This is a genomic window from Alphaproteobacteria bacterium SS10 (assembly GCA_019192455.1).
In the GTDB taxonomy this organism is placed as follows: domain Bacteria; phylum Pseudomonadota; class Alphaproteobacteria; order TMED2; family TMED2; genus TMED2.
Window position 1 is genome coordinate 15,954 of record JAHCML010000002.1, and the last position, 22,923, is coordinate 38,876.

The 22,923-nt window shown below is 56.1% G+C and carries 17 protein-coding genes; 13 read left to right on the plus strand and 4 right to left on the minus strand.

Translation table 11 applies throughout. The features are described 5' to 3' along the window. Positions 1-60 precede the first annotated feature (60 nt). A complete protein-coding gene (locus KI792_00220; protein MBV6631433.1) occupies positions 61-3,519 on the plus strand; it encodes a hypothetical protein in 3,459 nt (1,152 codons plus the stop codon). Between the two features lie 3,418 nt (positions 3,520-6,937). Here the strand turns inward: KI792_00220 and KI792_00225 are convergent. Then, the gene (locus KI792_00225; protein ID MBV6631434.1) at positions 6,938-7,378 is read right to left on the minus strand and encodes a response regulator; all 441 of its coding nucleotides are present in this window, start codon (positions 7,376-7,378) and stop codon (positions 6,938-6,940) included. A 244-nt stretch (positions 7,379-7,622) separates the two neighbouring features. Here KI792_00225 and KI792_00230 point away from each other — a divergent pair, with 244 nt between their 5' ends. The 3 genes from KI792_00230 (at position 7,623) to KI792_00240 (ending at position 10,945) form a co-directional block, all read left to right on the plus strand. Then, a complete protein-coding gene (locus tag KI792_00230) occupies positions 7,623-8,036 on the plus strand; it encodes a response regulator transcription factor (GenBank protein ID MBV6631435.1) in 414 nt (137 codons plus the stop codon). 40 nt (positions 8,037-8,076) lie between these two features. After that, positions 8,077-9,513 (plus strand): YdiU family protein, encoded by a 1,437-nt coding sequence (locus KI792_00235; GenBank protein ID MBV6631436.1) that lies wholly within the window; start codon positions 8,077-8,079, stop codon positions 9,511-9,513. A gap of 235 nt (positions 9,514-9,748) precedes the next feature. Next, a complete protein-coding gene (locus tag KI792_00240; GenBank protein MBV6631437.1) occupies positions 9,749-10,945 on the plus strand; it encodes a hypothetical protein in 1,197 nt (398 codons plus the stop codon). Here KI792_00240 and KI792_00245 read toward each other — a convergent pair. Together KI792_00245 and KI792_00250 are read right to left on the minus strand one after the other, a co-directional pair. After that, the gene (locus tag KI792_00245; protein ID MBV6631438.1) at positions 10,942-11,808 is read right to left on the minus strand and encodes a DUF547 domain-containing protein; all 867 of its coding nucleotides are present in this window, start codon (positions 11,806-11,808) and stop codon (positions 10,942-10,944) included. The two genes, KI792_00240 and KI792_00245, sit on opposite strands and share 4 nt — an antisense overlap. A 112-nt stretch (positions 11,809-11,920) precedes the next feature. After that, complete coding sequence (locus KI792_00250; GenBank protein MBV6631439.1) at positions 11,921-12,661, minus strand: helix-turn-helix domain-containing protein; 741 nt, start codon at positions 12,659-12,661, stop codon at positions 11,921-11,923. 328 nt (positions 12,662-12,989) lie between these two features. On the opposite strand from KI792_00250, the gene KI792_00255 reads away from it, so the two are divergent. The 4 genes from KI792_00255 (at position 12,990) to KI792_00270 (ending at position 16,610) form a co-directional block, all read left to right on the plus strand. Beyond that, on the plus strand, positions 12,990-14,651 hold the full coding sequence (locus tag KI792_00255; GenBank protein ID MBV6631440.1) for a cytochrome ubiquinol oxidase subunit I: 1,662 nt from the start codon (positions 12,990-12,992) through the stop codon (positions 14,649-14,651). 3 nt (positions 14,652-14,654) lie between these two features. Further along, positions 14,655-15,809 carry a cytochrome d ubiquinol oxidase subunit II gene (cydB, locus tag KI792_00260; GenBank protein MBV6631441.1) on the plus strand — a complete coding sequence of 385 codons (1,155 nt, stop codon included), beginning with the start codon at positions 14,655-14,657 and terminating at the stop codon, positions 15,807-15,809. Between the two features lie 29 nt (positions 15,810-15,838). Next, the gene (gene cydX / locus KI792_00265; protein ID MBV6631442.1) at positions 15,839-15,961 is read left to right on the plus strand and encodes a cytochrome bd-I oxidase subunit CydX; all 123 of its coding nucleotides are present in this window, start codon (positions 15,839-15,841) and stop codon (positions 15,959-15,961) included. 163 nt (positions 15,962-16,124) lie between these two features. Next, complete coding sequence (locus KI792_00270) at positions 16,125-16,610, plus strand: YHS domain-containing protein (GenBank protein ID MBV6631443.1); 486 nt, start codon at positions 16,125-16,127, stop codon at positions 16,608-16,610. Between the two features lie 16 nt (positions 16,611-16,626). Here KI792_00270 and KI792_00275 read toward each other — a convergent pair whose 3' ends face one another. Then, a complete protein-coding gene (locus tag KI792_00275) occupies positions 16,627-17,229 on the minus strand; it encodes a hypothetical protein (protein MBV6631444.1) in 603 nt (200 codons plus the stop codon). 60 nt (positions 17,230-17,289) lie between these two features. On the opposite strand from KI792_00275, the gene KI792_00280 reads away from it, so the two are divergent. The 5 genes from KI792_00280 to KI792_00300 all read left to right on the plus strand — a co-directional run bounded on the left by KI792_00280 (position 17,290) and on the right by KI792_00300 (position 22,906). Continuing rightward, the gene (locus tag KI792_00280) at positions 17,290-17,652 is read left to right on the plus strand and encodes a hypothetical protein (protein MBV6631445.1); all 363 of its coding nucleotides are present in this window, start codon (positions 17,290-17,292) and stop codon (positions 17,650-17,652) included. Between the two features lie 180 nt (positions 17,653-17,832). Further along, entirely contained in the window at positions 17,833-18,993 is a 1,161-nt protein-coding gene (locus KI792_00285; protein MBV6631446.1) for a hypothetical protein, read from the plus strand. Positions 18,994-19,120: 127 nt separating this feature from the next. After that, entirely contained in the window at positions 19,121-20,383 is a 1,263-nt protein-coding gene (locus KI792_00290; GenBank protein MBV6631447.1) for an HD domain-containing protein, read from the plus strand. 134 nt (positions 20,384-20,517) lie between these two features. Next, on the plus strand, positions 20,518-21,237 hold the full coding sequence (locus tag KI792_00295) for a hypothetical protein (GenBank protein MBV6631448.1): 720 nt from the start codon (positions 20,518-20,520) through the stop codon (positions 21,235-21,237). 82 nt (positions 21,238-21,319) lie between these two features. Then, on the plus strand, positions 21,320-22,906 hold the full coding sequence (locus KI792_00300; GenBank protein MBV6631449.1) for a cryptochrome/photolyase family protein: 1,587 nt from the start codon (positions 21,320-21,322) through the stop codon (positions 22,904-22,906). Positions 22,907-22,923: the final 17 nt, after the last annotated feature.

Sequence of the window (22,923 nt, forward strand, 5' to 3'; positions counted from 1 at the left end):
GAAAAACCGCCCGTGTCATCGGAAGAACAAAAATCAGGTCAGGATTGGGAAACGGATTTCATGCCCAATATCATCGGGGTCGATGTTGACCCGGATGAGCTTGACCTGCTCGCCCAGTTTAACGAGGCGAACCCAGATCTCTTCAAGTTTGCTGCGCGCCAGCTCGACACCACGGTTGCCAATCTAACCAAGCACGAAAAGTTCCCAATCCTTCTGGCTGAAGCCGATATCGACCCTCGCACCGGTGGCGCCGCCGCTGTTGTGACCCGCACGGCCCGTGATGTTCATGGCAACATGGATGATATCCGCATCCAGTACTGGCGGATGCGCCCGAATGGTGGCCAGCTGCTTCAGGACCTGATTGAGATTGAGACCTCCCCATCGGTTGAAGAGGGGAAGACTGACATCAACGCCGTTCGTGTGTTGGGTCGTGAGGTCGATCCAAACGACACCGGCAAGGTGCTCCTTGTCATGGAGGCTGCGAAGCGGATCAACACCGCGCTTCGTGAAGGCAAGCTGCCCCAAGTCGCGAAGATTTTTGACGAGACTTACATCCACGATGTGGTTAGCGAGACGCTGCCAATCGTTGGTCTTGATGCCCAGGGTGGCTTCAACTTCGTGCCCTCGATTGAGCAGGGCGCAACGGACAAAGAATTCGAGCTTGAAGTGCCGGCGCCAATCGCTTTGGCATTGGATGGTCGCGGCGTAAATACACTTGATTATCAGAACGTTATGCGCGATCAGCGCCCGGTTGTGGCGACCGATCCGCAGACCCGCATTCAGTTTAAATCTGAGGTCGGGATTGAGACCAATACCCGCCATCACAAAGTCGATGCCTCAATCGAGCCACTAAAAGCACCAGAGGGTGTTGAATCTCGTGCGATCCCAGACCTGACTGAGGAAGTCTGGACCCGTGTGCCTGGTGATGACCCTAACCAAAAGGGCAAGCGGAAGTTCCGCCTCGATAAGCTGTCGGTGCTTGGTGAAGATCTGGTCAACAGCGATGTTGTGACCCGCATGCGTGGCCTCGGCATCGTTAACCGGATCATGAAGGCGATGCGTAAGCGCCGCTATCCGGAGGTGATGGATTACCTCACCGAGTTTGATCAACTGGATCTGGTTGATCCGCTTGAGCCACCGCCAAGCATGGAAGAGGGCGGCCGGTTGTACATGGTCTCGCTGCTCGGTAATGGCCGGGATGAGATCATTGATGATTTCGGTGATCAGATTGGTTCAACCAAGATCATCGTCCATGAAGGCCTCGACAAGGATGGTCAGTTGGACCGTGTTGCGGTCGGCCACGATCTGGGCATGTTCATCCCGAAAGAGGGCTCCGAGTATGACGGCGCGGTGCCGGATGTTGTTGAGTGGCTGAAGCAGGTCGATCACTGGTTCATCACCCACCGTCACCTAGACCACGCCCACGGTATTGGCATCTATGCCCGTAAAGGCATGCTGGAGGGTAAGACCTTCCACGCCACACCTGACGTTATTCGCGCGATCGAAATCTCGCTGACCAAATACGACGTCGATAAAAAGAACTGGCCAACCTTCCAGCCCATCACTGACGAGGGGCATCTGGACATTGAGAAGGATGGCGTGAAGCGGATGACGGTGGAGTATTCCCCGCACGCCACGCCGCACTCTGCCCGTACCACGCCATTCCGTTACATCGGCCGCGTCGGCACCAATATCATCGGCAGCTATATGAACCCGGGCGATATGCGCTTCGGTAAGTATGAGCAAGAGGGCTATGAGGGCCCGAAGCCGCCAGCTAGCTGGCTTGACCGTGAATGGTTTAAGCGTGGTCTGCGTGGCCTGGCAGAGCGCGAAGCCGATATCGACGCCAAGGATGTGGATCGCCAGGACACGTTGGTCGATTTTGATGTGACCTCGGTCAAGAAGCGCGGCTGGGCGGTGACTGAGCCAGAAGTTGAGCAGAACATGAATGAACTGCTCGGCGGTGTCTTTGGTGACAAGGGCATTTTGCTGGCCATGATCTCAACCAACGACAACCGTTATGAGACTGCGTTGCGTGTTGCAACTGAGCAGGGTCGTAACATGTTTGAAGTCGGTGCAGCTGTCGAAGATACGGCCCGGATCAACAACATCCTGGGCGTGAACTATAAGGCTGTTGAGCCGCAAGAGAGCGGTAACATCCAGCTTTATCTTGACCATGTTTACGACACCAAACTGGCCGCGCTGAAAACCGACCTCCAGGCGGAGCTTGAGGCGGGCCCAGCCCATGGTCGTAAAGGTCTGGTGCAGAACACGCTTGAGGTCATCGATTGGATCGAACAGCGCCGCCACGGCTATATGGAGAACCCAAGCTTTGAGCCTGGTGTTGACTCCCCAAGCCGCGCCACGCTGAAGACATTGGTTGGTCGTCCATCGCACTACCTCTACCCAGAGATGCGCGCCGCTGACGCCCAGCTTGCTCAAAAGATTGATGAACTTGGCGGTAAGGTTGATGACCGTCTGCCGCGCTTTACCGCGACCCTGCGGGTTAGCCGTGGTGCGAAGAAGACCGTCGCCGGCATGCTTGAGGATGATCCATCACGCCGGATTATTCCTGTCACCGGCACCCAGGGCAGCATCGCTGAGATGGATGCCCAGCTGAACAAGATCGCTGAGGGGCGCTCCCTGTTTGAGGCTGATCCTGAGTATCGTCACACGGCCTTGCCGGTGAACTCGGATACCGATGTGATTGTGATCTCGCAATCAGCCATCCCTGGTAATGAGAAGAACCAGAAGAAGCTGATTGATAAGCTGACCCGCAACCGCGACTTCACCGTTGTGGTGGCCATGGGCGACAGCTTCCGTGTCTACAACCCGAAGGGTGAGCAAGCCGAACGCCTCGAAGCCCTCTATGGTGGCCAGAAGGGCGTTGAGGTGCAGACCGAGATTGACGGTGGGATCACCGTTATCGGCAAGGGCATCCACAGCTCTGGTCACGGTAATGAGAAGGACATTGAGGCGTTCGCGAACCTGATCAATCCGGATATCGCGCAACCGCAGCACGTCACCGATCCAGAAGCCATCAAGCGGACCTTTGAGCTGTTTGATCGCCTCAAGCTGAAGAACTCCGGTGCGATTGTTGAGAACTTTGAAGCCCTCGGCATCGATAAGGGTGACAAGCGCGAGAACGCTGAGATTGAGAGCCTAGGCCGTCTGCCAGCCTCTCTCGTTGTCTTCAAACTGATCCGTAAGTTTGGCCAGTACTTTGGTGGCCACCTTGATGCGACCCGCTTCATCTCCAATGAGCGTCGTGGCGGTGAGCGCCGCGATGGCCTGATGGTTCGCGGTGGTGGCGTTTATGAAGCCAACTTCGCTGAGCATGATGTTGAAGAGGTGAAGCGTCGCCTCCGTGATCGCCGGGCGAGGCAGGGTGTTAAGCGCCCAGAGCCAGGGCCACGTGATCGTAGCCGCCCAATTGACCGCCGCCGCGATCGCGGGACCAAGCTACCGCCCAAACCAGTGCCAGACGCGAATGAGCAGCGGCGCAGGGCAAACCCTTAAAGTCCAAGTTAAAGCATCGAAGAAACGAAACGCGACATTCCAGATTTGAGACCGAGTTATGGCCACCGATAAACCGACAATCCAAACACCAGATGACTACATCCCCACCTGGGATGAGATTGGTCACCTGTTGGAGCGCGGGCAGGTTGCCGAGGTCTATTATGATACCGAGACCGTGGATACGAGCCGGAAGTTCAACGCGATTTTGGACCTTGGTTTGGCCACCACCGATTTGGCTGGTCGGGTCGTTGACACGCTGGAAGTTGATGCGCGCGTTCCTGATAACCGCATCATGTCCCCACGGGCTGCACTGGTTAACCGCCGCGGCCAACGCGATTGGGACCGCGGTGTCAGCCAGCAGGAAATGGCCGGCCGTATGGCCGATGCACTTCGCCGGGCGCCGCTTAAAGTCTTTGATGAGTTGACCGATGAAGAGGTCATCACGCCAATAACCTCAAAGGGCTACCGCCCCGAAGAGACGGTTCGTAAGCTGTACTTCCGGGACGAAGATGGCGAGGTTAAGCATGCGCGCCTGCACCAGGGCGGTAAGTATGTCTCGATCCCGATTAAGAGCGGCCGCGGCACCTATACCGATCCCGATGGTCAGCAATGGAAGCGGATGCGTTCCTCCGTCGGGGTGAACCACTTCTATGGTATTCGCGCGGATGACCCATGGATGTGGTCGGCCTTCGATACTGCCGGTATGCCAGACATCTTCTTGACCCATACGCGTAAAAGCGANGCCCGCCAGGTTGGTGCGTTCCGGACTGACATCCATAAGCTGGCCCAGATGGTCTATCTATACGGCCCAGACGGTGAGCAGGGTCTGCAAACCCTAGAGAACGGCATGGGCGGCCGTAGCTTCCGCCTTGAAGACCTGATGAACGCCAATACCCGCAACGCTGTGCCGGAGCGGGGGATTGAGGATGGCGTTCGCATGCCCGATGGGTCTCAGTACAACGATAAGAAGGGCCACAAGCGTGCCCTGGTTGATGCCCTCGCGGTCGCTGGTTTCAAATCCTATCTTCGCCGCATTGCTCCCGATGTGATGAAGCATGCGGAGACCAATGCCGACTTCAACACCCAGCGTGAGTTTGTCGCCGGTGCCAATGGTTTTGATGATCACCCCGTGTTGGGTATGGGCCGCGTCATCCTCGGCCGTGCGGCCGGCCATATGGGCATGATGGTCAACCTTGATGAAGAGTATGGCGATTTCAAAAACGCTCTCTTGATCAAGCTCGACACGGACCTGCAAGGCTTCCGCTATCACGGCAAGCGCCTACTTGAGATGAGCGAAGACGAGCTCGTCGACATGATTAAAGAGCAGAAGCGCGATCCAAACGCCCTGTTCCAGACTGAGCATCTGCGTAAGAACCCGATTTTGGTGCCACAAGAGATGGCGATCCGTGCTGGCCAAAATAATGGCTGGGATCCTGAGCGGATTGAAGAAAACCGCCGCTATCTGATCGAAAACCCAGTGTTCCTTGAGCGTGCGATGAAGGCTTGGAACCGGGCGCAGCCTGAATTCCAGCGGGCCCATGAGATCACCAACCCACTGCCTGAGGATGAACTGTTCACCAATGTCGGGCCGCTGCCTTACTACCAGGTGAAAGTGGAAGGCTCCGAAGAGGCTCGCTTAGTCCACCGCGCGATCCATGTGAAGGCAGAGGATGTCTTGAACAACGCCCGCAAAATCGACCGCGCCATGCGTATGGGGATTGAGACGGACCCGGTTGAATTCGACCCTGAGCGCGAGGGCGTGCTGGAAGAGTTCAAGGCCAAGATGGAATTGGCCCGTAAGACGCTTGAGCGTGAAAACGTCTCCGACTACGTCATCCTTGATCTGGTTCATGCCGCAGAGCGCGCGCCAACGGTTGAGGCTGCCCAGAACGCAATCTGGGATATGCGCAAGGGCTTCATGGGCCGGTTCAATGATTTCTCGCTCAGCTATGAAGTGCATGACGAGAATGGCAATCAAATCGATTTCCAAGACATCGTCACCATGCAAGAGCATGACCTGTTGAACCGCCTACAGATGGGCCGCATCTCAATTGAATTTGAGAGCATTCCAACCCAGCCAAGCACCCAGAAGCTTGCGCGAAAGTTCTGGGATGAAGGCCGGATCGATGATCTTGGCGCTGAGTGGAAAGCTTATATGGAGCTCCGCATTCCGGAGTATCTGCATGGCCGCCCAGACCGTGATCCGAGCGAGCAGGATTGGATGACCGGTCCGCGCGCGCTGGAAGAGATTGAAGAGCTTCTCTCTGACCCAGTGGAGTTCGAGAAGTTTGCCGCCGGTAAAGAAGATGCGACGCAGATGCTAGAAGCCCTGCGGGAAGCCATCATCGCGAAGCTTGAGAAGTTTCCCTTCACCGACGAGGCGAAGGTTGCAACCGGCTGGGATCCAAAAACTAACCAGTCGATCCCATATATCGAGTATGAGGTGGCCGCTGAGAACACCATCGTTATCGATGTTCCGGACCGTCACCTTGAGAACCCGCTGAGTGAGCGGCTTGTCGCTGACAAGTTCCTGATGATGTACGGGCCAAAGGGTGTGAACCTGGCTAAAGAGCTGAAGGCCGGTAAGGAGTTGGTGCTGCGCGGGGCCGAGACCGGCAAGATGTATCTCGCTGCCGGTGCTACCGTTGACCGTGCCCCAGCCAAGGGTGATTTCCCTGAGGCTTATGCCCAGGCAGAGGCTGGCTATCAGAACAGCGGTTATGTCATGCCCCGCAACAATGGCAGCATGCTGGCCGTGAAGGTTGAAGCGCTGCACCCACTCGCCAATACCCGCGATGTGGATCTGGACATGCAGTCGGTGAAGGTGCCTCGCGCTGAGGACTTCGAGGCGATGGTTAGCCCAACCTTGGGTCTGACGGCCAAGCCGTTAACCGGCATGGTGATGCGCAAGTATGAGTTTGTGCCAACAACCGGCCCAACTCGCTTTCAGGAAACGGACGCTGAGGGCAAGGAAACCGGCTGGGAAATCGAGGGCGAGATTAAGAGCGTGCGTGAGATGACGCTGCTTGAACTGCGCGACGAGATTAAGAGCCGCAAGTTCAAGAACGCTGATGCCCGCCGTTACGGCTATGCCGATACGACCGATATGATGGCCCACGTCTCGCACATGTTTGATGATGAATTGGCGGTGCCACGGCGTGATCGCCGCCCCGGCTCAACCAGTAGCGAGACATTCGTTCTGGTTGATCTGAAGAAGGCGGTGAAGCCAGAGACGATGACCTATCTGGATTACCGGGACGAGCCCGAGGCATCGATCCAGCGTGAGTTCATCGGCGATCGCCGCACCAGCTTCGATCTTCGCAAACAGCGTAAGCCGGTCACCCTGACCAAGCTTAGCGATGTCGCCAATGATCCAGCCCCGGCGCCACCAACCAAGAAGCGCAAGCTGGGTTAATCACTACGCCTTTTTGGCGAGGACGTTCTTAACGGCTGACAGCAGAACGTGGGTCGGTGTTGGTTTGCTCAATAGTTGAGCGATCAATCCGTTCTCGGTCACCTTTGGATCAATGGCATCCACATAGCCGGAACAGATGATGACTGGCAGGTTGCGCTTTTTCTTGCGGATGGCGACGGCCAAATCCGTGCCAACCAGCCCTGGCATGTTCTGATCACTGATCAGGAGATCAACCGCAGCGGCGTTTTCGCCGAACCATTCGAGCGCCTCTTTCGGGTCGTCGAATATCTGCGTTCGGTATCCGCTTCGGCGAAGGCAATGGCCGGTCATTGAGCCAACCATCCCATCATCATCCACGACAAGCACAAGCGGCTGATAGTCTCCACTATCAGTCGGCTTGTTAGGATCGGGGCCTTGCTTTGATGTGAGGTCGGTTTTGTTCATTCGAAGCAACCATACCGCAGAACTTGTATCGTGTACTAAGTACCTTCCCGCTCTGTGCTGAAAGCTCAAACGCTGAAGGCGATGGATTTGCCAAAATAACCTGGCTTGGTTGATGAAAATTAAACCGCGTATCGGGGTTTAAGTTACCAATCCTTAAGGTTGTTTTGGGCACTATCCACTGACTCGTTATCACAATTGAAAACCGCGCCTAGGTGACGGATTGATGCAGGGGAGAGGCCCAAATATGCCCGATTTCCGCGTGCTTGTTGTTGAGGATGACCCGGCGACCGCAGAGCTGCTTAAAGCGATTTTGGCTGACAGTGGATTCGCTGTTTCGGTCGCTTCCAGTGCATTGGAAATGGCCCACCATGTAGAGCGCGCTGACCTGAACTTGATCCTGTTAGATATCGATCTGCCTGATGGTGATGGGTTGGAACTGCTTAGTAGTCTGCGCCAGCACTCTTGGATACCGGTGATCATGGTGACGGGCAGTACGTCTAGCGCGGATCGCCTCTCCGCGCTTGAGCTTGGCGCGGATGATTATGTGACCAAGCCCTTCAAGCCGCGTGAGTTGATTGCCCGTTGCCGCGCTGTGTTGCGCCGATCGATCCCGTCGCTGGTACGGGAAGAGGTTGAGCCCGTTCGCGCCACAGGTTAAGGCTGGCGGGTGATCACATCACCTTCACCGCCCGGCCGAAATGACCGCCAAGTTTGAGACCGTCCATGCCCGTTTGGGGGCATCATTTTTTGATCCGGTTGCGGCGGCGGATTTTCCAAAACACACGCTTCGATACAGAAATGATCGTGCAGCGGAGACCATCGGTCTTGATGATCTCAACGACGCTAACTGGGTTGATCACTTCGGAAGGTTTAAGCCGTTTGAGGAAAGCTTCCCAGAACCTCTGGCGCTGCGTTATCACGGGCATCAGTTCCGCGTTTACAACCCGGATATTGGTGATGGGCGGGGCTTCCTATTCGCCCAATGTCGTGATCTGAATGATGGTCGCTTGCTTGACCTTGGCACCAAGGGCAGCGGCACCACGCCCTATTCAAGAAGCGGGGACGGGCGCCTTACGCTTAAAGGTGGGGTGCGGGAGGTCCTAGCGACCACGAGACTACAAGCACTTGGGGTCTATACGTCAAAAAGCCTGTCACTGATTGAAACTGGTGAGGCGTTGGAGCGGCATGATGAGCCATCACCAACCCGCTCTGCCGTCCTTGTTAGGCTGGCCCATAGCCATATTCGGATTGGCACGTTCCAGCGGCTAGCTTTTGAAGATGACACCGATGCCATTGCTCAACTGGTCGATCATTGTATTGAGCATTACCACGCTGACCTAAATGGCTCTGACACCGGCGCACGCGCGCTGGCGCTGTTCCGTCGGGTGGGGGCAGAGAGCGCACGGCTCTGCGCCCAATGGATGGCCGCTGGATTTGTTCATGGTGTGCTGAACACTGACAATCTGAACATCACCGGTGAGAGTTTCGATTACGGCCCGTATCGCTTCTTGCCGGTTTATGAGCCAGGTTTCACGGCCGCTTACTTTGATGAGACCGGCCTCTATGCGTATGGCCGCCAGCCAGAGGCAGTGCATTGGGCCCTTTGTCGCCTCGCTGAGTGTCTGCTGCCATTTGTATCGCGCGAGGATTTGGCCGAGGCCCTGACCGTCTTTGATGCTGTGTTCCCAACCGTCCTTCAGGAAGCATTCTTGCGGCGGCTTGGATTGGCTGGTGAGGGGGGAGCACCTGCCCAAACACTGCTGGCCTCGGTTTTCCGTTTCCTTCGCGATAGTGGCGTTGCGCCTGACCAGTTCTTCCATGATTGGTTTGGTGGTCTGCAACGTGAGCAGCAGGCGTTAAACAGCCCAGGCGGCTATGCCTATGGGGAGGCTGGCTTCAAGGAAGTGCGCGATGCCTTGGCTGAGTTTGAAGCCCATGCCGCCACATCTGAGATTCTGAAGGATGATTTGATGCAGGCAGAACGGCCGGTGACCTTGCTCTACGATGATATTGAAGCACTTTGGGCGCGTATTGATCAGCAGGATGATTGGTCGGCATTTGAGGCCAAGCAAGCCGATCTCGATAGGATGATTGATCTTTTTGCGCCGCTCTATCAGGCCGACAAGGCCGTCTGATGTAGGCACTGCGACTCGAAGTGTCTGACGCTTTGCTTGGGCTGCTTTGAGTGTTTAGCTGAGCGTCCAACCTCTCCAAACCGGCAGCATCTGCCCAGTTAGGGCTCTGTTTGACGCAGGCGCGTGACAGGTGATGTCAGCCAGCAAGCGACGGTTGCACTGTCATTGACAGGCAAGTGCCGTTGGTCAGGACTGGTATTTAACCAATCCCATGTCAGCTTGGCTGGAGACCGGCATGAACAGACTGTTTCAAACCAAAGCCGCCATCGCGGCGCTTTCCCTCGGCGTTCTTGGCACCTTTGCCGTTGGGCCTTTTGAGGCGCAGTCACAGTCCAATGGTGATAGTTCGTTGGTGGCGCCAACCGATCTGGTTGTCGGTGGTCGTCAGAACATTACCGAACAAGACATCGACAATTTGACGGAGCAGCTGGAGTCCCTTGGCACCGAACCTCAGGACAATAGCGGTGATGGTGATCGCCCGTTTCGGGTGCCAAGTTCACTAAACCAGTTGCCCGATGGATTGGGGGCAAGCAACAGCCCCACCGTTGGATCACTTGAAGAGCTTGGCCTGCCAGATAACGCACAGCTTCCGACGACTAATGAGGCGATTGCTGGTGTTCAGCAAGGCATTGATCAATTGCGCGGCGGTGCCACAAATGCCGATGGAACCGCCCAACAGGCAAATGGTACTGGGCAGGGCGGTCCGAATGGATTGAACGGTCAAGACGGTTCAAACGGTCTTGGGCCAGGCGGCTTCGGTCAGCCAGTAATCACGCCAAACGGCCAGGTAGCCGCTGGCGGCTTGACCTCATTCTCTAACGATATTCCGGCACCGCCGGTGTCGCCCTTCACTAACCCTGGGGTTGTGGCGGCTGCCCGAGGTAGCGTGTTCATTGAGCCAGACCCAGCACCACCGCAGGATTTTGGCCCACGCATCTTCTTTGATCCGCGGCTGCAGCCAAAGGATTTGCCACCAGAGGAAACCATGCGCACCGCCCGCATTCGTGGCGGCAGCCTTAGTGGCGTCGATGCCAAAGACTTGCGTTTGCGCGGACCAGTGCGCCCGGTTACTCGCGGTTTAAATTGCTCGCCACCCGATCTGCGGTTGGAGGAGGTTGATTTCAGTGATCGTCCGAACACCTATCGCCTAACCGGACTGATTGAGGTGCCGACCGAGAACTATACCTACCGTGTGCATGAGACGGCGCAGCGTAATACCTTCATTCGCCCGGTCGGTGGTCCATCGCTGATGTCCATGACCCTATCGATGGAGGAGCCAGAGCAGGGGCACCACACTGCCGATGGTCTGGTTCATATCGATGAGTTGGTGACGGTCGCTGATAACACCCTGCGATTGGATGTGCTGGTCAACAACATCATCTTCCATCGGGCGCAGCTTTATTACTGCCGCATCCCCGGTACGATCGACTAGCTGCTCTCAGTCTGCTCGTTGAGCGACCAGTCATAGCGGAAGCCATCAGGGCGCCTGAACTGTCTCAAGTTGCTAGCCAGTTCTGGTTCGGCGTATTTGCGCAGGTGGCTAACGATGCCGCCATCTATCTCAAAATCCTCAATGAACCAGTCATAGATACGAGAGACGGTTAGATCCCCATCCTCAATGACTGCGCCACGTGGGTTGTTCACATAGGCGCGGGCGGCGGTATCCAGGTCTTGGTCTAGCGTCTCTGCTAACCAGGCCGATTGCCGCAGGTTTGGGCAGCCTATAGCCGCGCAATTGACCGCGTAGTGGATGCGCGGATCCTTCCAGATGGGCCGCAAAATCCGGTGCTCAATATCATCGAGGCTCAGCTCTTCGTCTTCAACCGTAGTTAGCTTCTTGCCCCATGGGCCATTGGCAAAGAGACCGGGGGAGATATCAACATCGCGGATGGTGTCGACAGGGTAGTGGTCGAGGATCACCTGCACCGTCAGGGCGTTGTAGAGGTTGGCCCAGTAGGCGAATTGTTGGTCGCGGTTGTATTCGCTGGGGCTGGTCTCCGCCATCTGTTCTAGGTAGAGGCGCAGCGAGTTTCGGTCGATGACGGAGAGGCGGGCGTAGGGGAAGCGGGCGACGCCATCCTGATCTAGCTTTACTGATCGTTTCAGTAGGTCATCCCAAATGCTGTGATCGATGGAGGCGGTGCTGTCAGCATTGTGCTGCTGCCAACGCGGCCAAAGATCCGCCCGCGGCCCTGCCAATGCGGGGCGTGCCGCTGATGCGATAGGGATGACGGTGGCGCCAGCAATGGCGGTCATCAGGAAGTGTCGGCGGTTCAAGCCGTTTCTACGCATCATCGTCGGTCACCTAGGTCGCTCAAGCTACGGTAAGTGACATAGTTAAGATTGCTTGGTGCGGCCATACCGGCTAACGCGCCCGTTATCGAAGATGATCGGGAAGGAAAGGTGGCTAGCTGCCGCTCGCCAAGGCTTCTAGGCCTGCCCGGTCCTGAAGCTTCACCCGCGACGTTCCATCCAGGCTAATGAAGCCCTTTGTTTTCAACGAGGTGAAGGAACGGCTAACTGTCTCGGTCGTCAGGCCAAGGAAGTCACCGATATCGTGGCGGCTCATCGGTAGCTCAATGCTATTGCCACCGCCACCGAGGCGTTCAGCCTTGCGCAGGCGGCTTAGCAGGAAGGACGCGATCTTCTCCTGCGCGGTTTTACGACCCAGCAGCAGCATCTGCTCTTGTGCTTCGCTAAGTTCATTCGCGGCGATCTCAAAGATCCGTTCACGCATCGCGGGATACTCACCAAAGACGGTGCGCATTTGCTCACGGTTGAACTGACAGTAATTGACGCTGGTCACAGCCTCTGCCGTGAACGGGTAGTTCGCTTCCGGTGACATACCGATTAAGTCGCCCATGCCAAGGAAGCCAACAATCTGACGGTGCCCATCGGCCAGCAGCTTGTAAAGCTTCACCGTGCCCATGGTGATGTTGTAGAGGTTGCGGGCTGACTCGCCCTCATGCACCACGATATCGCCCTTACTGGCGCGGATCCGTGTGGACAGGCTCTCAAGCACATCAACATCGCGGTCGGCCATGGCCTCACATAGGCTAACAGACCGCGCCGTGCACTTAGAGCAGTGGCTTGGATCCGTGCTCGCAATCGGCACGCAATCTTCCTGGCATGGGGCCCGATAGGCCATGGGTTTCAACCCTTCCCGCTAACTCACTCAACCACAGTGTTTATTATTTTTTTGCTGATATAATCAGCAGCTTTTATAAACGAAATCTTAAATGCGGGGCCGCTGATAGGCAAGCCAAACCGGTCCCGTTTTGCAGCAATTCACACACTCCATAGTGTCGCATTGAGCGGACCGAGCAGAGCTTTGACATGGATCAAAGCGCTGGCATGGCAGGGGGCGTATCACGGAACCTACGGTACCGGCTTAGAAGCGGTTGTCGGCCTGTACCTGCTTGCAAGATTTGTCCAGACGACTGCCAGACCGGGAATGATCCCCAAGGAATGGTCTTATGATCGATCCACTCGTTGTCGACCTTTCGCGGCTGCAGTTCGCGCTGACGGCCATGTATCACTTCTTCTTTGTGCCGATTACCCTCGGCCTCTCCATCCTCGTTGCGATGATGGAGACGGTTTATGTCATGACCAACCGTAAGGTTTGGCGCGACATGACCAAATTCTGGGGGCTGCTGTTCGGCATTAACTTCGCCATCGGTGTTGCGACAGGCATCACGATGGAATTCCAGTTTGGCATGAACTGGTCCTACTACTCGCATTATGTCGGCGACATCTTTGGCGCGCCGCTGGCGATTGAGGGGCTGATGGCCTTCTTCCTGGAGAGCACCTTCGTTGGGATGATGTTCTTCGGTTGGGAGCGGTTGTCCAAGGTTCAGCATTGTGTGGTTACCTGGCTTGCAGCCATCGGTACCAACCTATCCGCCCTCTGGATCCTGATCGCCAATGGCTGGATGCAATATCCGGTCGGCTCAGAGTTCAATCCAGAGACCATGCGGATGGAGGTCACGGACTTCGCCGCTGTGCTGCTGAACCCAGTGGCCCAGTCAAAATTCGTGCACACGGTCAGCGCCGGTTACGTGATGGGCGCGATGTTCGTCATGTCGATCTCGGCATACTACATCCTGCGCGGCCGCAATCTCGGCTTTGCCAAACGGTCCATGGCCATTGCTGCGGCCTTCGGTTTGGCGGCGTCACTATCGGTTGTCGTGCTGGGTGATGAGAGCGGTTACACCACCTCACACAACCAGCAGATGAAGATGGCTGCCATGGAGGCCATGTGGGAGACCGAGCCTGCGCCGGCCGGCCTGACCATTGTTGGCTTCCCTGACCAGGAAGAGATGCACACGCATTTCGAGGTCAAGATGCCTTACGTGCTTGGCCTAATCGGTACCCGATCACTGTCTGAAGAAATGCCCGGCATTAAAGAGTTGGTGCTGATCTCAGAGCAGCGGGTTCGCGACGGTATCCTGGCCTATGACGCGGTGATGACCATTCGGGAGAACCCGGATGATACCCAGGCCCGTGCCATGTTCAAACGCCACCAGGAAGATCTGGGTTATGGCCTGCTGCTGAAACAGTATGTCGAGGACCCACGCCAGGCGACGGAAGAGCATGTGAAGCTGGCTGCCCTATCCACGGTCCCCGATGTCCCGACGCTGTTCTGGACCTTCCGGGTGATGGTTGGCCTTGGTTTCTTCTTCATTGCCTTCTTCACCTACGCCTTCGTTATGGCGGCGAAACGGGCCCTGCATACCCAACGTTGGTTCATGACGTTGGCGCTGTGGAGCTTGCCTCTGCCCTTCATCGCGATCCAGGCAGGTTGGCTAGTGGCAGAGTATGGCCGCCAACCTTGGACGGTTGATGGTGTGTTGCCGACCTTCTTGAGTGTGTCTTCGGTTAGCGTCTTCGACGTGGTCCTAACGATTGTAGGCTTCACGGTCTTCTACGGGATCATGGCGGTGATCGAGATCTACCTCATGCGGAAATACATCATCATGGGGCCAGAGAAGGTTCTTGGTCATACCGAACCTGCACCACCAACCGCACCGGTCCGTGAGCCCTTGATGGGCGGCGGTATGGTCGGTGGCGCTGTCCCCGGGGCCGCAAACCCATCAGGCGCTGATAAGGCACCACAGAAACCCAGCCAGGAGGGCTGATCAATGGAAGCGTTAATCGACTATGATGTGATGCGCGTGGTCTGGTGGCTGCTCTTGGGCGTGCTGCTGATCGGCCTCGCGGTGATGGATGGCACCAATTACGGCGTTTGCGCGCTGCTGCCATTCCTCGGCAAGTCTGATGCGGAGCGCCGCATCATGCTGAACACAGTGGAGCCATTCTGGGAGGGGAGCCAGGTTTGGCTAATCCTCGGCGGTGGTGCCGTCTTCGCGGCCTGGCCAGCGATCTACGCCACCTCGTTCTCTGGGTTCTACCTGGCGATCTTTGTGGTACTTGCCTCGCTGATCTTGCGACCCTGTGCCTTCAAGTATCGGAACAAGCGTGACGATGCGAAGTGGCGGAAGTCTTGGGATTGGGGCCTGTTCATCGCGGGCTTTGTCCCGGCGCTGATCTTCGGTGTTGCGGTCGGTAACGTGCTGCAAGGTGTGCCGTTCCGGTTCGATGACACGATGCGGTCCTTCTATGAGGGGAACTTCTTCGGTCTGCTAAACCCGTTCGCCATCCTTTGTGGTTTGGTCAGTGTCTCGATGCTGGTCGCCCATGCTGGCTTCTATCTCGCCCTTAAGGCGGATGAGCCGGTGGCCTCCCGCGGTAAGCTGGTTGGTAGCCTCGCAGCCATCCTAACCATGGTGTTGTTCGCCCTCGGTGGTGTCTGGGTCGCCTTCGGTGTTGAGGGCTACGTGATCACCAGTGAGCTGGTGGCTAACGGCCCATCCAACCCACTGGGCAAGGAAGTCGCCATCGCGAGCGGTGCATGGATGCAGAACTATTCGGCTTATCCATTCTTCCTGATTGCCCCAGCAGCTGGCTTTGCTGGTTCGATCCTGGCCATCTTGCTGGTGCGGATGGGTAAAACCCTGCTGGCCTATATCAGCTCTGGTTTGAGCCTGTTTGGCATTATCTCGACGGTAGGTGTCAGCATGTTCCCATTCCTCATGCCATCCTCGATTGATCCGGTAAGCAGTCTGACCGTCTGGGATGCTTCCTCCAGCCACACAACCTTGATCATTATGCTGGTTAGCACGGTTGTGTTCCTGCCGATGGTCCTGGCCTACACCTCGTGGGTGTTCTGGGTCATGCGCGGCACGGTGACGGAGGAAGAGGTCAACAAACACGCTAGCCCGGCCTCTGGCTACTAAGGCTAGGCCCTAGATAAGGAGATAAGACTATGTGGTATTTCGCATGGATCCTGGGCCTCGGCCTGGCAGCCTGCCTCGGCATTCTGAATGCGATGTGGCTGGAGATCATGGAAGACAATGATCAGATGGCTGGCCAAGCGGCCATTGACTGATCAGCTATCACGCTAATGCTTAAAGGGCGTCGTCACTTGTTGATGGCGCCCTTTTGCTTTGCAGGGGCTCCATGCTGTTGAAGTAGATGTGAAGGGCATGTGAGGTGGGACCGCACTATGTTACTGCCAACACAGATTTTTGGCACAAACGGAGCCTTACGCCATGACCATCAATGTTTCGAACTCATCCCGCCGTCAGTTCTTTGCCCTCGGCGCCGCCGCCGTTGGCACTGCGGTTGTGCTGGGCAGCCCTTTGAAAGCTGAAGCCCGTGATCCGGTCTATACCGGCACCTTCAGCAGCAATGCGGTCTCTGGCTATGACACGGTCGCTTACTTTACTGAGGGGAAGCCGGTTGAGGGCTCAAGTGAGTTTCAAACTGAATGGAATGGGGCGACCTGGAAGTTCTCATCAGCGGAGAACCTGGCCAAGTTTGAAGCGGACCCGGAGCGCTATGCGCCGCAATATGGCGGCTATTGTGCCTGGGCCATGGCCAAGGGGCAGTTCGCTAGCACCCAGCCGGAAAACTGGGCCATCGTCGATGGTAAGCTTTACCTGAATTACAACGATGCCATCCAAGCCCGTTGGGATGCAGACATCCCGAACTTCATCAGCCAGGCCGACACCCAGTGGGGAAAGAAGGGGCTATAGAGGCCCCTCGGTCAGGCTATCCTTGAGTTAGCTTAGCGGTGATCTGCTGTTTATTGTCGTTCCACCATTTGTTCAGCACCCGTGCGTTGTTGTTAAAGAACGAGCTGAATGATGGATCTTTGCGAAGCTGTTTTGGCACCACCGCCCATTGTCCGCGGACAATCATCATATATTGGTCTGCAACTAACTTGGTCGTGGTGCCGTCGCTATTCGCAAGTTCAATAAGCAGAACCGCAAGGGCCCAATCGCCTTGCTGGTAGACCTGGTCCAATGAGATCGAGAGTGTCCCGTCCTGAATACGCGTGAATAAGGAACGCATCTCGCTTGAGATGTTTCGGACCGGTTCAATACCAAAAGATGGGCCAAGCAGGGCGAGGGCTTCATTAAATTGCCCAGCCGATATGAAGGTGTAATAGGCCCGAACAACTGCATTCGGATTGCGTCGTTCATGGTCTGCCAGGCCATTAACCCCGCCATCCAAGTCTAATTGGACCGCGCTTTGGTTGTCTTGCGCGAGTGCAGGTGAGGGCGTCGACCACGAGGCAATGACCGCTAACGCCAGAACAGCAGCGATAACGGGCATAGATTGAACCTTGGCGAATAGTAGTTTGGTGAACATATCAATGGTCACATCTTCTTAAGGTGATCGACAAATCTCGGTTAGGCTGGTGCCGCGTCTATGGCTAAAGATAACTTCAAAGCAGCTGCTGCGAAACTTCAACAAGCGTCTAAGCTAGGAAGTTTAGCACGGCAAGTAAGGCGTCGTCATAACCCTGCTGTTCGTGTGCCTATGCCCCAGGAGCGTGAGGCTAATTCTCCTCAGCAGCCTACGCCAGGCCAAAGCGATGCGGGGCAACATCACAGTGGTGTGTACCCACCGCACTATCAGCAATACCAGCCGCCACCGCCGGTTCGGACAGGTTTTGGCCTTGGGTTGGGGTTTGCCGCCGGTACCGCTTTATTCAGACTGATCGTCTTCGTCATCGGCATGGTTTTGCTGTTCGCCTTCTTTGCCAGCATCTTTGACGCTATTGGCTTCTAACAATTGCCATACCGGCAATGGTTTTGCGCGGTTGGCCAAGTTCATGTAACTTTCTACAGGTAAGGGGGGATCGGTTGCCGAGAGGGCAGTCGATCATATCTGGTTACATGACTGGCTCGACTGGGACCGACCGACAGAAGCATGGCCAAGCCACGGAATAGAACATTCCGATATGAGGTGATGATTGCCCAGGATGGACGTTGGGTAATCCGCAACGTGTATGGTGATGAGCGCACGGCCATTTCGCGTGCCCGCGCCATGGTGCATACCGAGCGTATGGCTGAGTCGATCCGCGTGCTTGAGCATCGGACTGCGCCCAACGGCTTTACCACTGAGAAAGAACTGCTGCTGATCGATCGGCTAGAAGCCTATCGCCGTCAGGAGTTTCAGGTCGGTAAGGTTGATGAGATCGAGACCTGCCAGAACTATCGGGACCTGTTTAAGCCTGATGCCCGCCGGGCGATGGAGAAGTTGTTACGGCCTTATCTGGGCGTGCAATCACTCACCCCGACAGAGTTTCTGCATATTGTTAGCTATCACCGAGAGATCGATCGCCAGGGGCGGTTGGTTGAGGCGGGACTGCATGTGGCCGCCCGACTTCAGGCCGATAGCTTAGGGCTTAAGACGCCAGAGCGGTATGAGCAGCTGAGTGCTATGGCCCGCGAGGTTCAGGTGCTGGCCCAAGATTTTGCCTATGAGGCGAAATCCCTGCCCAAGATCGATGGCAAGAATTTCGGTGAGGTCGCCGACGCAATTAGAAGCAGCTATGACGCTGAAAAGGCTCAATTCTTCACCGCAGCCTCTGTCTGTATGTACTTGATGCAGCATCGGGCGATGCTCGATAAGCTTGAGCGACTGGTCACCTTGCTAGGGTCTAGCGATAAGGCCGGTATCGCGATTATGGATTCCATTTTTGCTGATGCGATCAGCTCGCCAGGCCTGATGCGGGATATGCTGGGGCCACAGATCTCTCTCGCTGACCATATTGGCCAGTGCATGAAGGTCATCCGTGGCGAATATGGCACCGATGGTACCGGTGCCAGGTTCCTCACCGCTGTTAGCCACTTGATCTCTGGCGGCCTCTGCCCAGAGGCGGGCGAGGCGATCCGGATGCATTTGGTGAAGGCATTCTGCAGCAATACACCGCTGGATCGCCGCGAAACTGATCCAATGGATGAGCGGCGGAAGCTTGAGCGGATTGCCTATGACATGGAAGACGATCCGCTGTTAGAGCCGGATCGTGAGCAGCTTGATAAGGCGATTGATCAGCGCCGCCGGCGGCTTAGAAGCGATCTTTTACGCCAACAAGGCCTCGAAGAATTGGCCGATCAGGCCCTCTGAGGCGATAAATTCCCTGATTTTGGTCCTAATGCTGGTCATCTACGACTTAGCGCCGTACCTTTGTAACTGCCGACCTGATTGCTAGCAGGTCCGAGATATTGCTTGGGGTAAAGGTATTTATCTGTCGATGTCTATACTGGATGACTCGACCATAGCGCTCGAATTTATCGAGTTTATCGAACAACGGCCGCACACGGTGAACGCGCTTATGCGCCGCGTCCTGTCCCGTTGTCGTGAGCTCACGCGCGCCCAGGCCGGGACGGTTTTCATCGTTCGTAAGGTCGGGCGGCAGCGGATGCTGCAGGCCATCAGCCTTCAAAATGACCTGATTAAGATGGGGCAGAGCACATTCTCAATCCCCATCAATAACTCATCGATCGCGGGCTATGTCGCAGAAACCGGTGAGGTTGTGTTCATCGACGATACGAACCACCTGCCAGCCGGTGCGCCCTATACCTTCAACCGGAAGTTTGATGAGGACACGGGGTTCAACACCCAGTCGATCATGGCGTTCCCGATCACTAACTTTGAAGGCAAGATCATCGGTGTTGCCCAGCTAATCAACGCACAGACCGAGGCGGATGAGGTTTGCACCTTCAACCGCGACTTTGCCCGTGTGATCCAACCGGTGAACAATATCATTGGTCGCGCGATTGAACGGGCTGAGCATACCGAGAAGCTGCAGACCAAGAACGCGCAACTCCGTCGTCGCAACAAAGAGCTGCGCGATGAGCGGGAGCGGGTGGAGATGCTGCGCGCTGAGACCGAAAGCGCGCTGATGACCACCGTCGATCTGCTCGCCCGCGCGGCTGAGCTTCATGACGATGTTACAGGTAAGCATGTGAGCAGGGTTGGCCAGTACAGTGCCGCCCTCGCTGATTTCCTCGGCATGAGTAAGGCGTTCGTCGATGAAATTCGCTACTGCGCGACGCTTCATGATGTCGGCAAGATGTCTGTTAATCAAGCGATCTTGCACAAGCCGGGTCGGTTAACTGACGCTGAGTTTGATGAGATGAAGCTGCACACGACCTATGGCTTCACCATCCTTGAAGAGGTTGATCGCCTAAAGATGGCAGCTGATATCGCGCTATCGCACCATGAGCGTTGGGATGGTGGCGGTTATCCGAACCGGATTTCCGGTGAGGAAATTCCCATGGCAGCCCGCATCGTTTGTTTTGCGGATATCTATGACGCCCTGCGTAGTGTTCGGCCGTATAAGAAGGCGTTCAGCCACCAGCAATCGATTGAGATCATGCTGAAAGGTGATGACCGGTTGGACCCGTCCAAGCACTTTGATCCAAAGCTGCTTGAGCTGTTCTGCAACCATCACCAGGTGTTCGGTGAGATTTACCACGCCCTGGCCGATGAAGAGCTGCCAGCAGCTGAATAGAGTAGCCCCGGTAAACTCACTTCAATGCTGATCCATGAATAGATACTCGCCGTATCTATCGGTACTAGTTGCTTGATAGGCCAGACGGATCAAAGCCTGGCCCACCCAACCCTCATGACCGATGGTGTTGATCAATGACCGATGGTTTGCCTGTCTTGACCCGTTTTCAACGTGGCCTGATGTCTGGTGTCGCCGGTATGGCGATAGGCCTTGCCGGCATGGTTTCTGCCAGCGCCGCCGACCTGCCAAAGGATCTGCACTTCCAGGTCTTTATGGGGGAGAAGGATATCGGCACCCATGTGATTGAGTTCAGCGAAGGGGATGCCGAGGGAACCGTGAATGTCGATATCGATATCGATCTCGCGGTGAAGTACGCCTTCATCACCTTCTTCAAGTACAGCCACGACAATAGTGAGGTCTGGGCAGGCAATGAGCTGCTCTCCCTAACCTCCAATACCGAGGATGACGGCCGGGATTTCTTTGTCGAGGCATCACGGGCAAGCGACCTGTTGCAGGTTAATGGCTCCCGAGGGGCTTATGAGACCGCACAGGTCTTAAGCTCCACCTCCTACTGGAACTTGGATGCCCTGTTGGGCGCAGAAACGCTGGTGAACTCCCAGAAGGGGGACCTGCTCGATTTCACGCTTGAGAAGTTGGGCAGTGAGGAGGTGACGGCACGCGGTGAGACCGTGATGGCGGATAAGTACTTCCTGGACGCTAAGATCGACACCACCCTCTGGTACTCACAAGAGACCAAGGAGTGGGTGAAGATGACCTTTGAGGCTCGTGATCGAACCTTCCGGTATGAGTTAATCGACCCAGCAGCCAAGGTTGCCGCGGGTGAAGAGAGCTAAGCAGGCGATTTGCGCCGCTCGCCTATAGCGCCCTCCGCTCTACCTTTGTCATCAAGCATTTAACGATTTAACGAGCTTGATTATGCCCTGCCTGCGCCTTGTTCTTGGTGACCAACTTACCCATTCCGTCGCCAGCTTGCGCGGGCTGGGTGAGGGCGACTTAGTCCTGATGGCTGAGGTTCGGGCTGAAGCCACCTACGTTAAGCATCATAAGAAGAAGATCGCGTTTCTGTTCTCCGCCATGCGCCATTTTGCAGAGGAGCTGAAGGGCGCTGGTGTTGATGTTCGCTACCGCCACTACGACGATGCAGATAATGCTGGCTCGCTATTTGGGGAGGTGCAGGCAGCGCTGTCGGCGCGCCCCGATCTGGATACCGTGATTGTAACCGCTCCTGGCGAGTATCGCCTGATGGCGGAGATGCAGGAATGGGGCGAGCGCCTCGACCGTACGGTCCACATCCGCGACGATGATCGCTTTATCTGCACGATTGATGAATTCAAGCAATGGGCAGAGGGGCGCAAGCAATACCGGACGGAATTCTTCTACCGTGAGATGCGAAAGAAGACCGGCATCCTGATGACCGATGATGGCGAACCTGAGGGTGGGCAATGGAACTATGATCAGGAGAACCGCAAGCCACCCAAGCAGGGGCTAAACCCACCAGCAGCCCCCACCTTCGACCATGACGAGATTACCCAAGAGGTGCTGGAACTGGTTGAGCGAGAGTTTGGCGATCATTTCGGTGATCTAGAGCCATTCGACCATATGGGCGTAACCCGTCAGCACGCCGACCAAGCACTCGATATGTTCATTGAAGACCGGCTGGTTCAGTTTGGCGACTACCAGGATGCGATGGTGGCCGGTGAGCCGACCATGTATCACAGCCTAATCTCCGCCTATCTGAACGCCGGTTTGCTCGACCCGATTACCTGCTGTGACCGGGCTGCGGCGGCCTATGAGGCGGGCAAGGCTCCCCTAAATGCCGTTGAGGGCTTCATCCGGCAAATCTTGGGCTGGCGTGAGTTTGTGCGTGGTCTCTACTGGGCCAAGATGCCTGAATATCTTGAGATGAATGCGCTGAACGCCCAGCGTCCGCTGCCTGAGTTCTATTGGACTGGTGAGACTGATATGCGCTGCCTGAGTGAGGCGGTGGATGCCACCAAGAAATACGCCTATGCCCACCACATTCAGCGCCTGATGGTCCTCGGTAATTTCGCCCTGCTGATGGGGGTGAAGCCTGACGAGATCAATGAGTGGTTCTTGGTCGTCTACGCTGACGCATATGAGTGGGTGGAGGTGCCCAATGTGCATGGCATGGCGATCTTTGCCGATGGCGGCATCTTAGGCTCTAAACCCTACGCATCCAGCGGGGCCTATATCGACAAGATGTCCAATTACTGCGCTGATTGCCGATACAAGGTGAAGGAAAAGAACGGCGAAGATGCATGCCCGTTTAATTATCTCTATTGGGATTTCCTGATGCGTAATCAGGAGACACTGAAGGGCAATCAACGCATGTCGATGATCTTCAGCACGCTACGCAAATTCTCTGATGAGAAGCGGGAGCAGATCGTTGAGGACAGTGAGCGGTTCCTCCGCTCGATCGAGCCTGCCGATGACAATTGGTATGCCCGTAGCCGCGCCGATGCGCCGGTCGCAGCTGAGTAAACTAACAAAGGAACTAA

What these genes read in the sequence shown, in the direction of transcription:
- KI792_00285 (MBV6631446.1), top strand. Translation starts at nt 17,833, where the DNA reads ATGATTGCCCAGGATGGACGTTGGGTAATCCGCAACGTGTATGGTGAT.
- KI792_00250 (MBV6631439.1), bottom strand. Translation starts at nt 12,661, where the DNA reads ATGGCCTATCGGGCCCCATGCCAGGAAGATTGCGTGCCGATTGCGAGC.
- KI792_00290 (MBV6631447.1), top strand. Translation starts at nt 19,121, where the DNA reads ATGTCTATACTGGATGACTCGACCATAGCGCTCGAATTTATCGAGTTT.
- KI792_00275 (MBV6631444.1), bottom strand. Translation starts at nt 17,229, where the DNA reads ATGTTCACCAAACTACTATTCGCCAAGGTTCAATCTATGCCCGTTATC.
- KI792_00225 (MBV6631434.1), bottom strand. Translation starts at nt 7,378, where the DNA reads ATGAACAAAACCGACCTCACATCAAAGCAAGGCCCCGATCCTAACAAG.
- KI792_00235 (MBV6631436.1), top strand. Translation starts at nt 8,077, where the DNA reads ATGACCGCCAAGTTTGAGACCGTCCATGCCCGTTTGGGGGCATCATTT.
- KI792_00270 (MBV6631443.1), top strand. Translation starts at nt 16,125, where the DNA reads ATGACCATCAATGTTTCGAACTCATCCCGCCGTCAGTTCTTTGCCCTC.
- cydB (MBV6631441.1), top strand. Translation starts at nt 14,655, where the DNA reads ATGGAAGCGTTAATCGACTATGATGTGATGCGCGTGGTCTGGTGGCTG.
- KI792_00255 (MBV6631440.1), top strand. Translation starts at nt 12,990, where the DNA reads ATGATCGATCCACTCGTTGTCGACCTTTCGCGGCTGCAGTTCGCGCTG.
- KI792_00295 (MBV6631448.1), top strand. Translation starts at nt 20,518, where the DNA reads ATGACCGATGGTTTGCCTGTCTTGACCCGTTTTCAACGTGGCCTGATG.
- KI792_00230 (MBV6631435.1), top strand. Translation starts at nt 7,623, where the DNA reads ATGCCCGATTTCCGCGTGCTTGTTGTTGAGGATGACCCGGCGACCGCA.
- KI792_00280 (MBV6631445.1), top strand. Translation starts at nt 17,290, where the DNA reads ATGGCTAAAGATAACTTCAAAGCAGCTGCTGCGAAACTTCAACAAGCG.
- KI792_00245 (MBV6631438.1), bottom strand. Translation starts at nt 11,808, where the DNA reads ATGATGCGTAGAAACGGCTTGAACCGCCGACACTTCCTGATGACCGCC.
- KI792_00300 (MBV6631449.1), top strand. Translation starts at nt 21,320, where the DNA reads ATGCCCTGCCTGCGCCTTGTTCTTGGTGACCAACTTACCCATTCCGTC.
- KI792_00240 (MBV6631437.1), top strand. Translation starts at nt 9,749, where the DNA reads ATGAACAGACTGTTTCAAACCAAAGCCGCCATCGCGGCGCTTTCCCTC.
- KI792_00220 (MBV6631433.1), top strand. Translation starts at nt 61, where the DNA reads ATGCCCAATATCATCGGGGTCGATGTTGACCCGGATGAGCTTGACCTG.
- cydX (MBV6631442.1), top strand. Translation starts at nt 15,839, where the DNA reads ATGTGGTATTTCGCATGGATCCTGGGCCTCGGCCTGGCAGCCTGCCTC.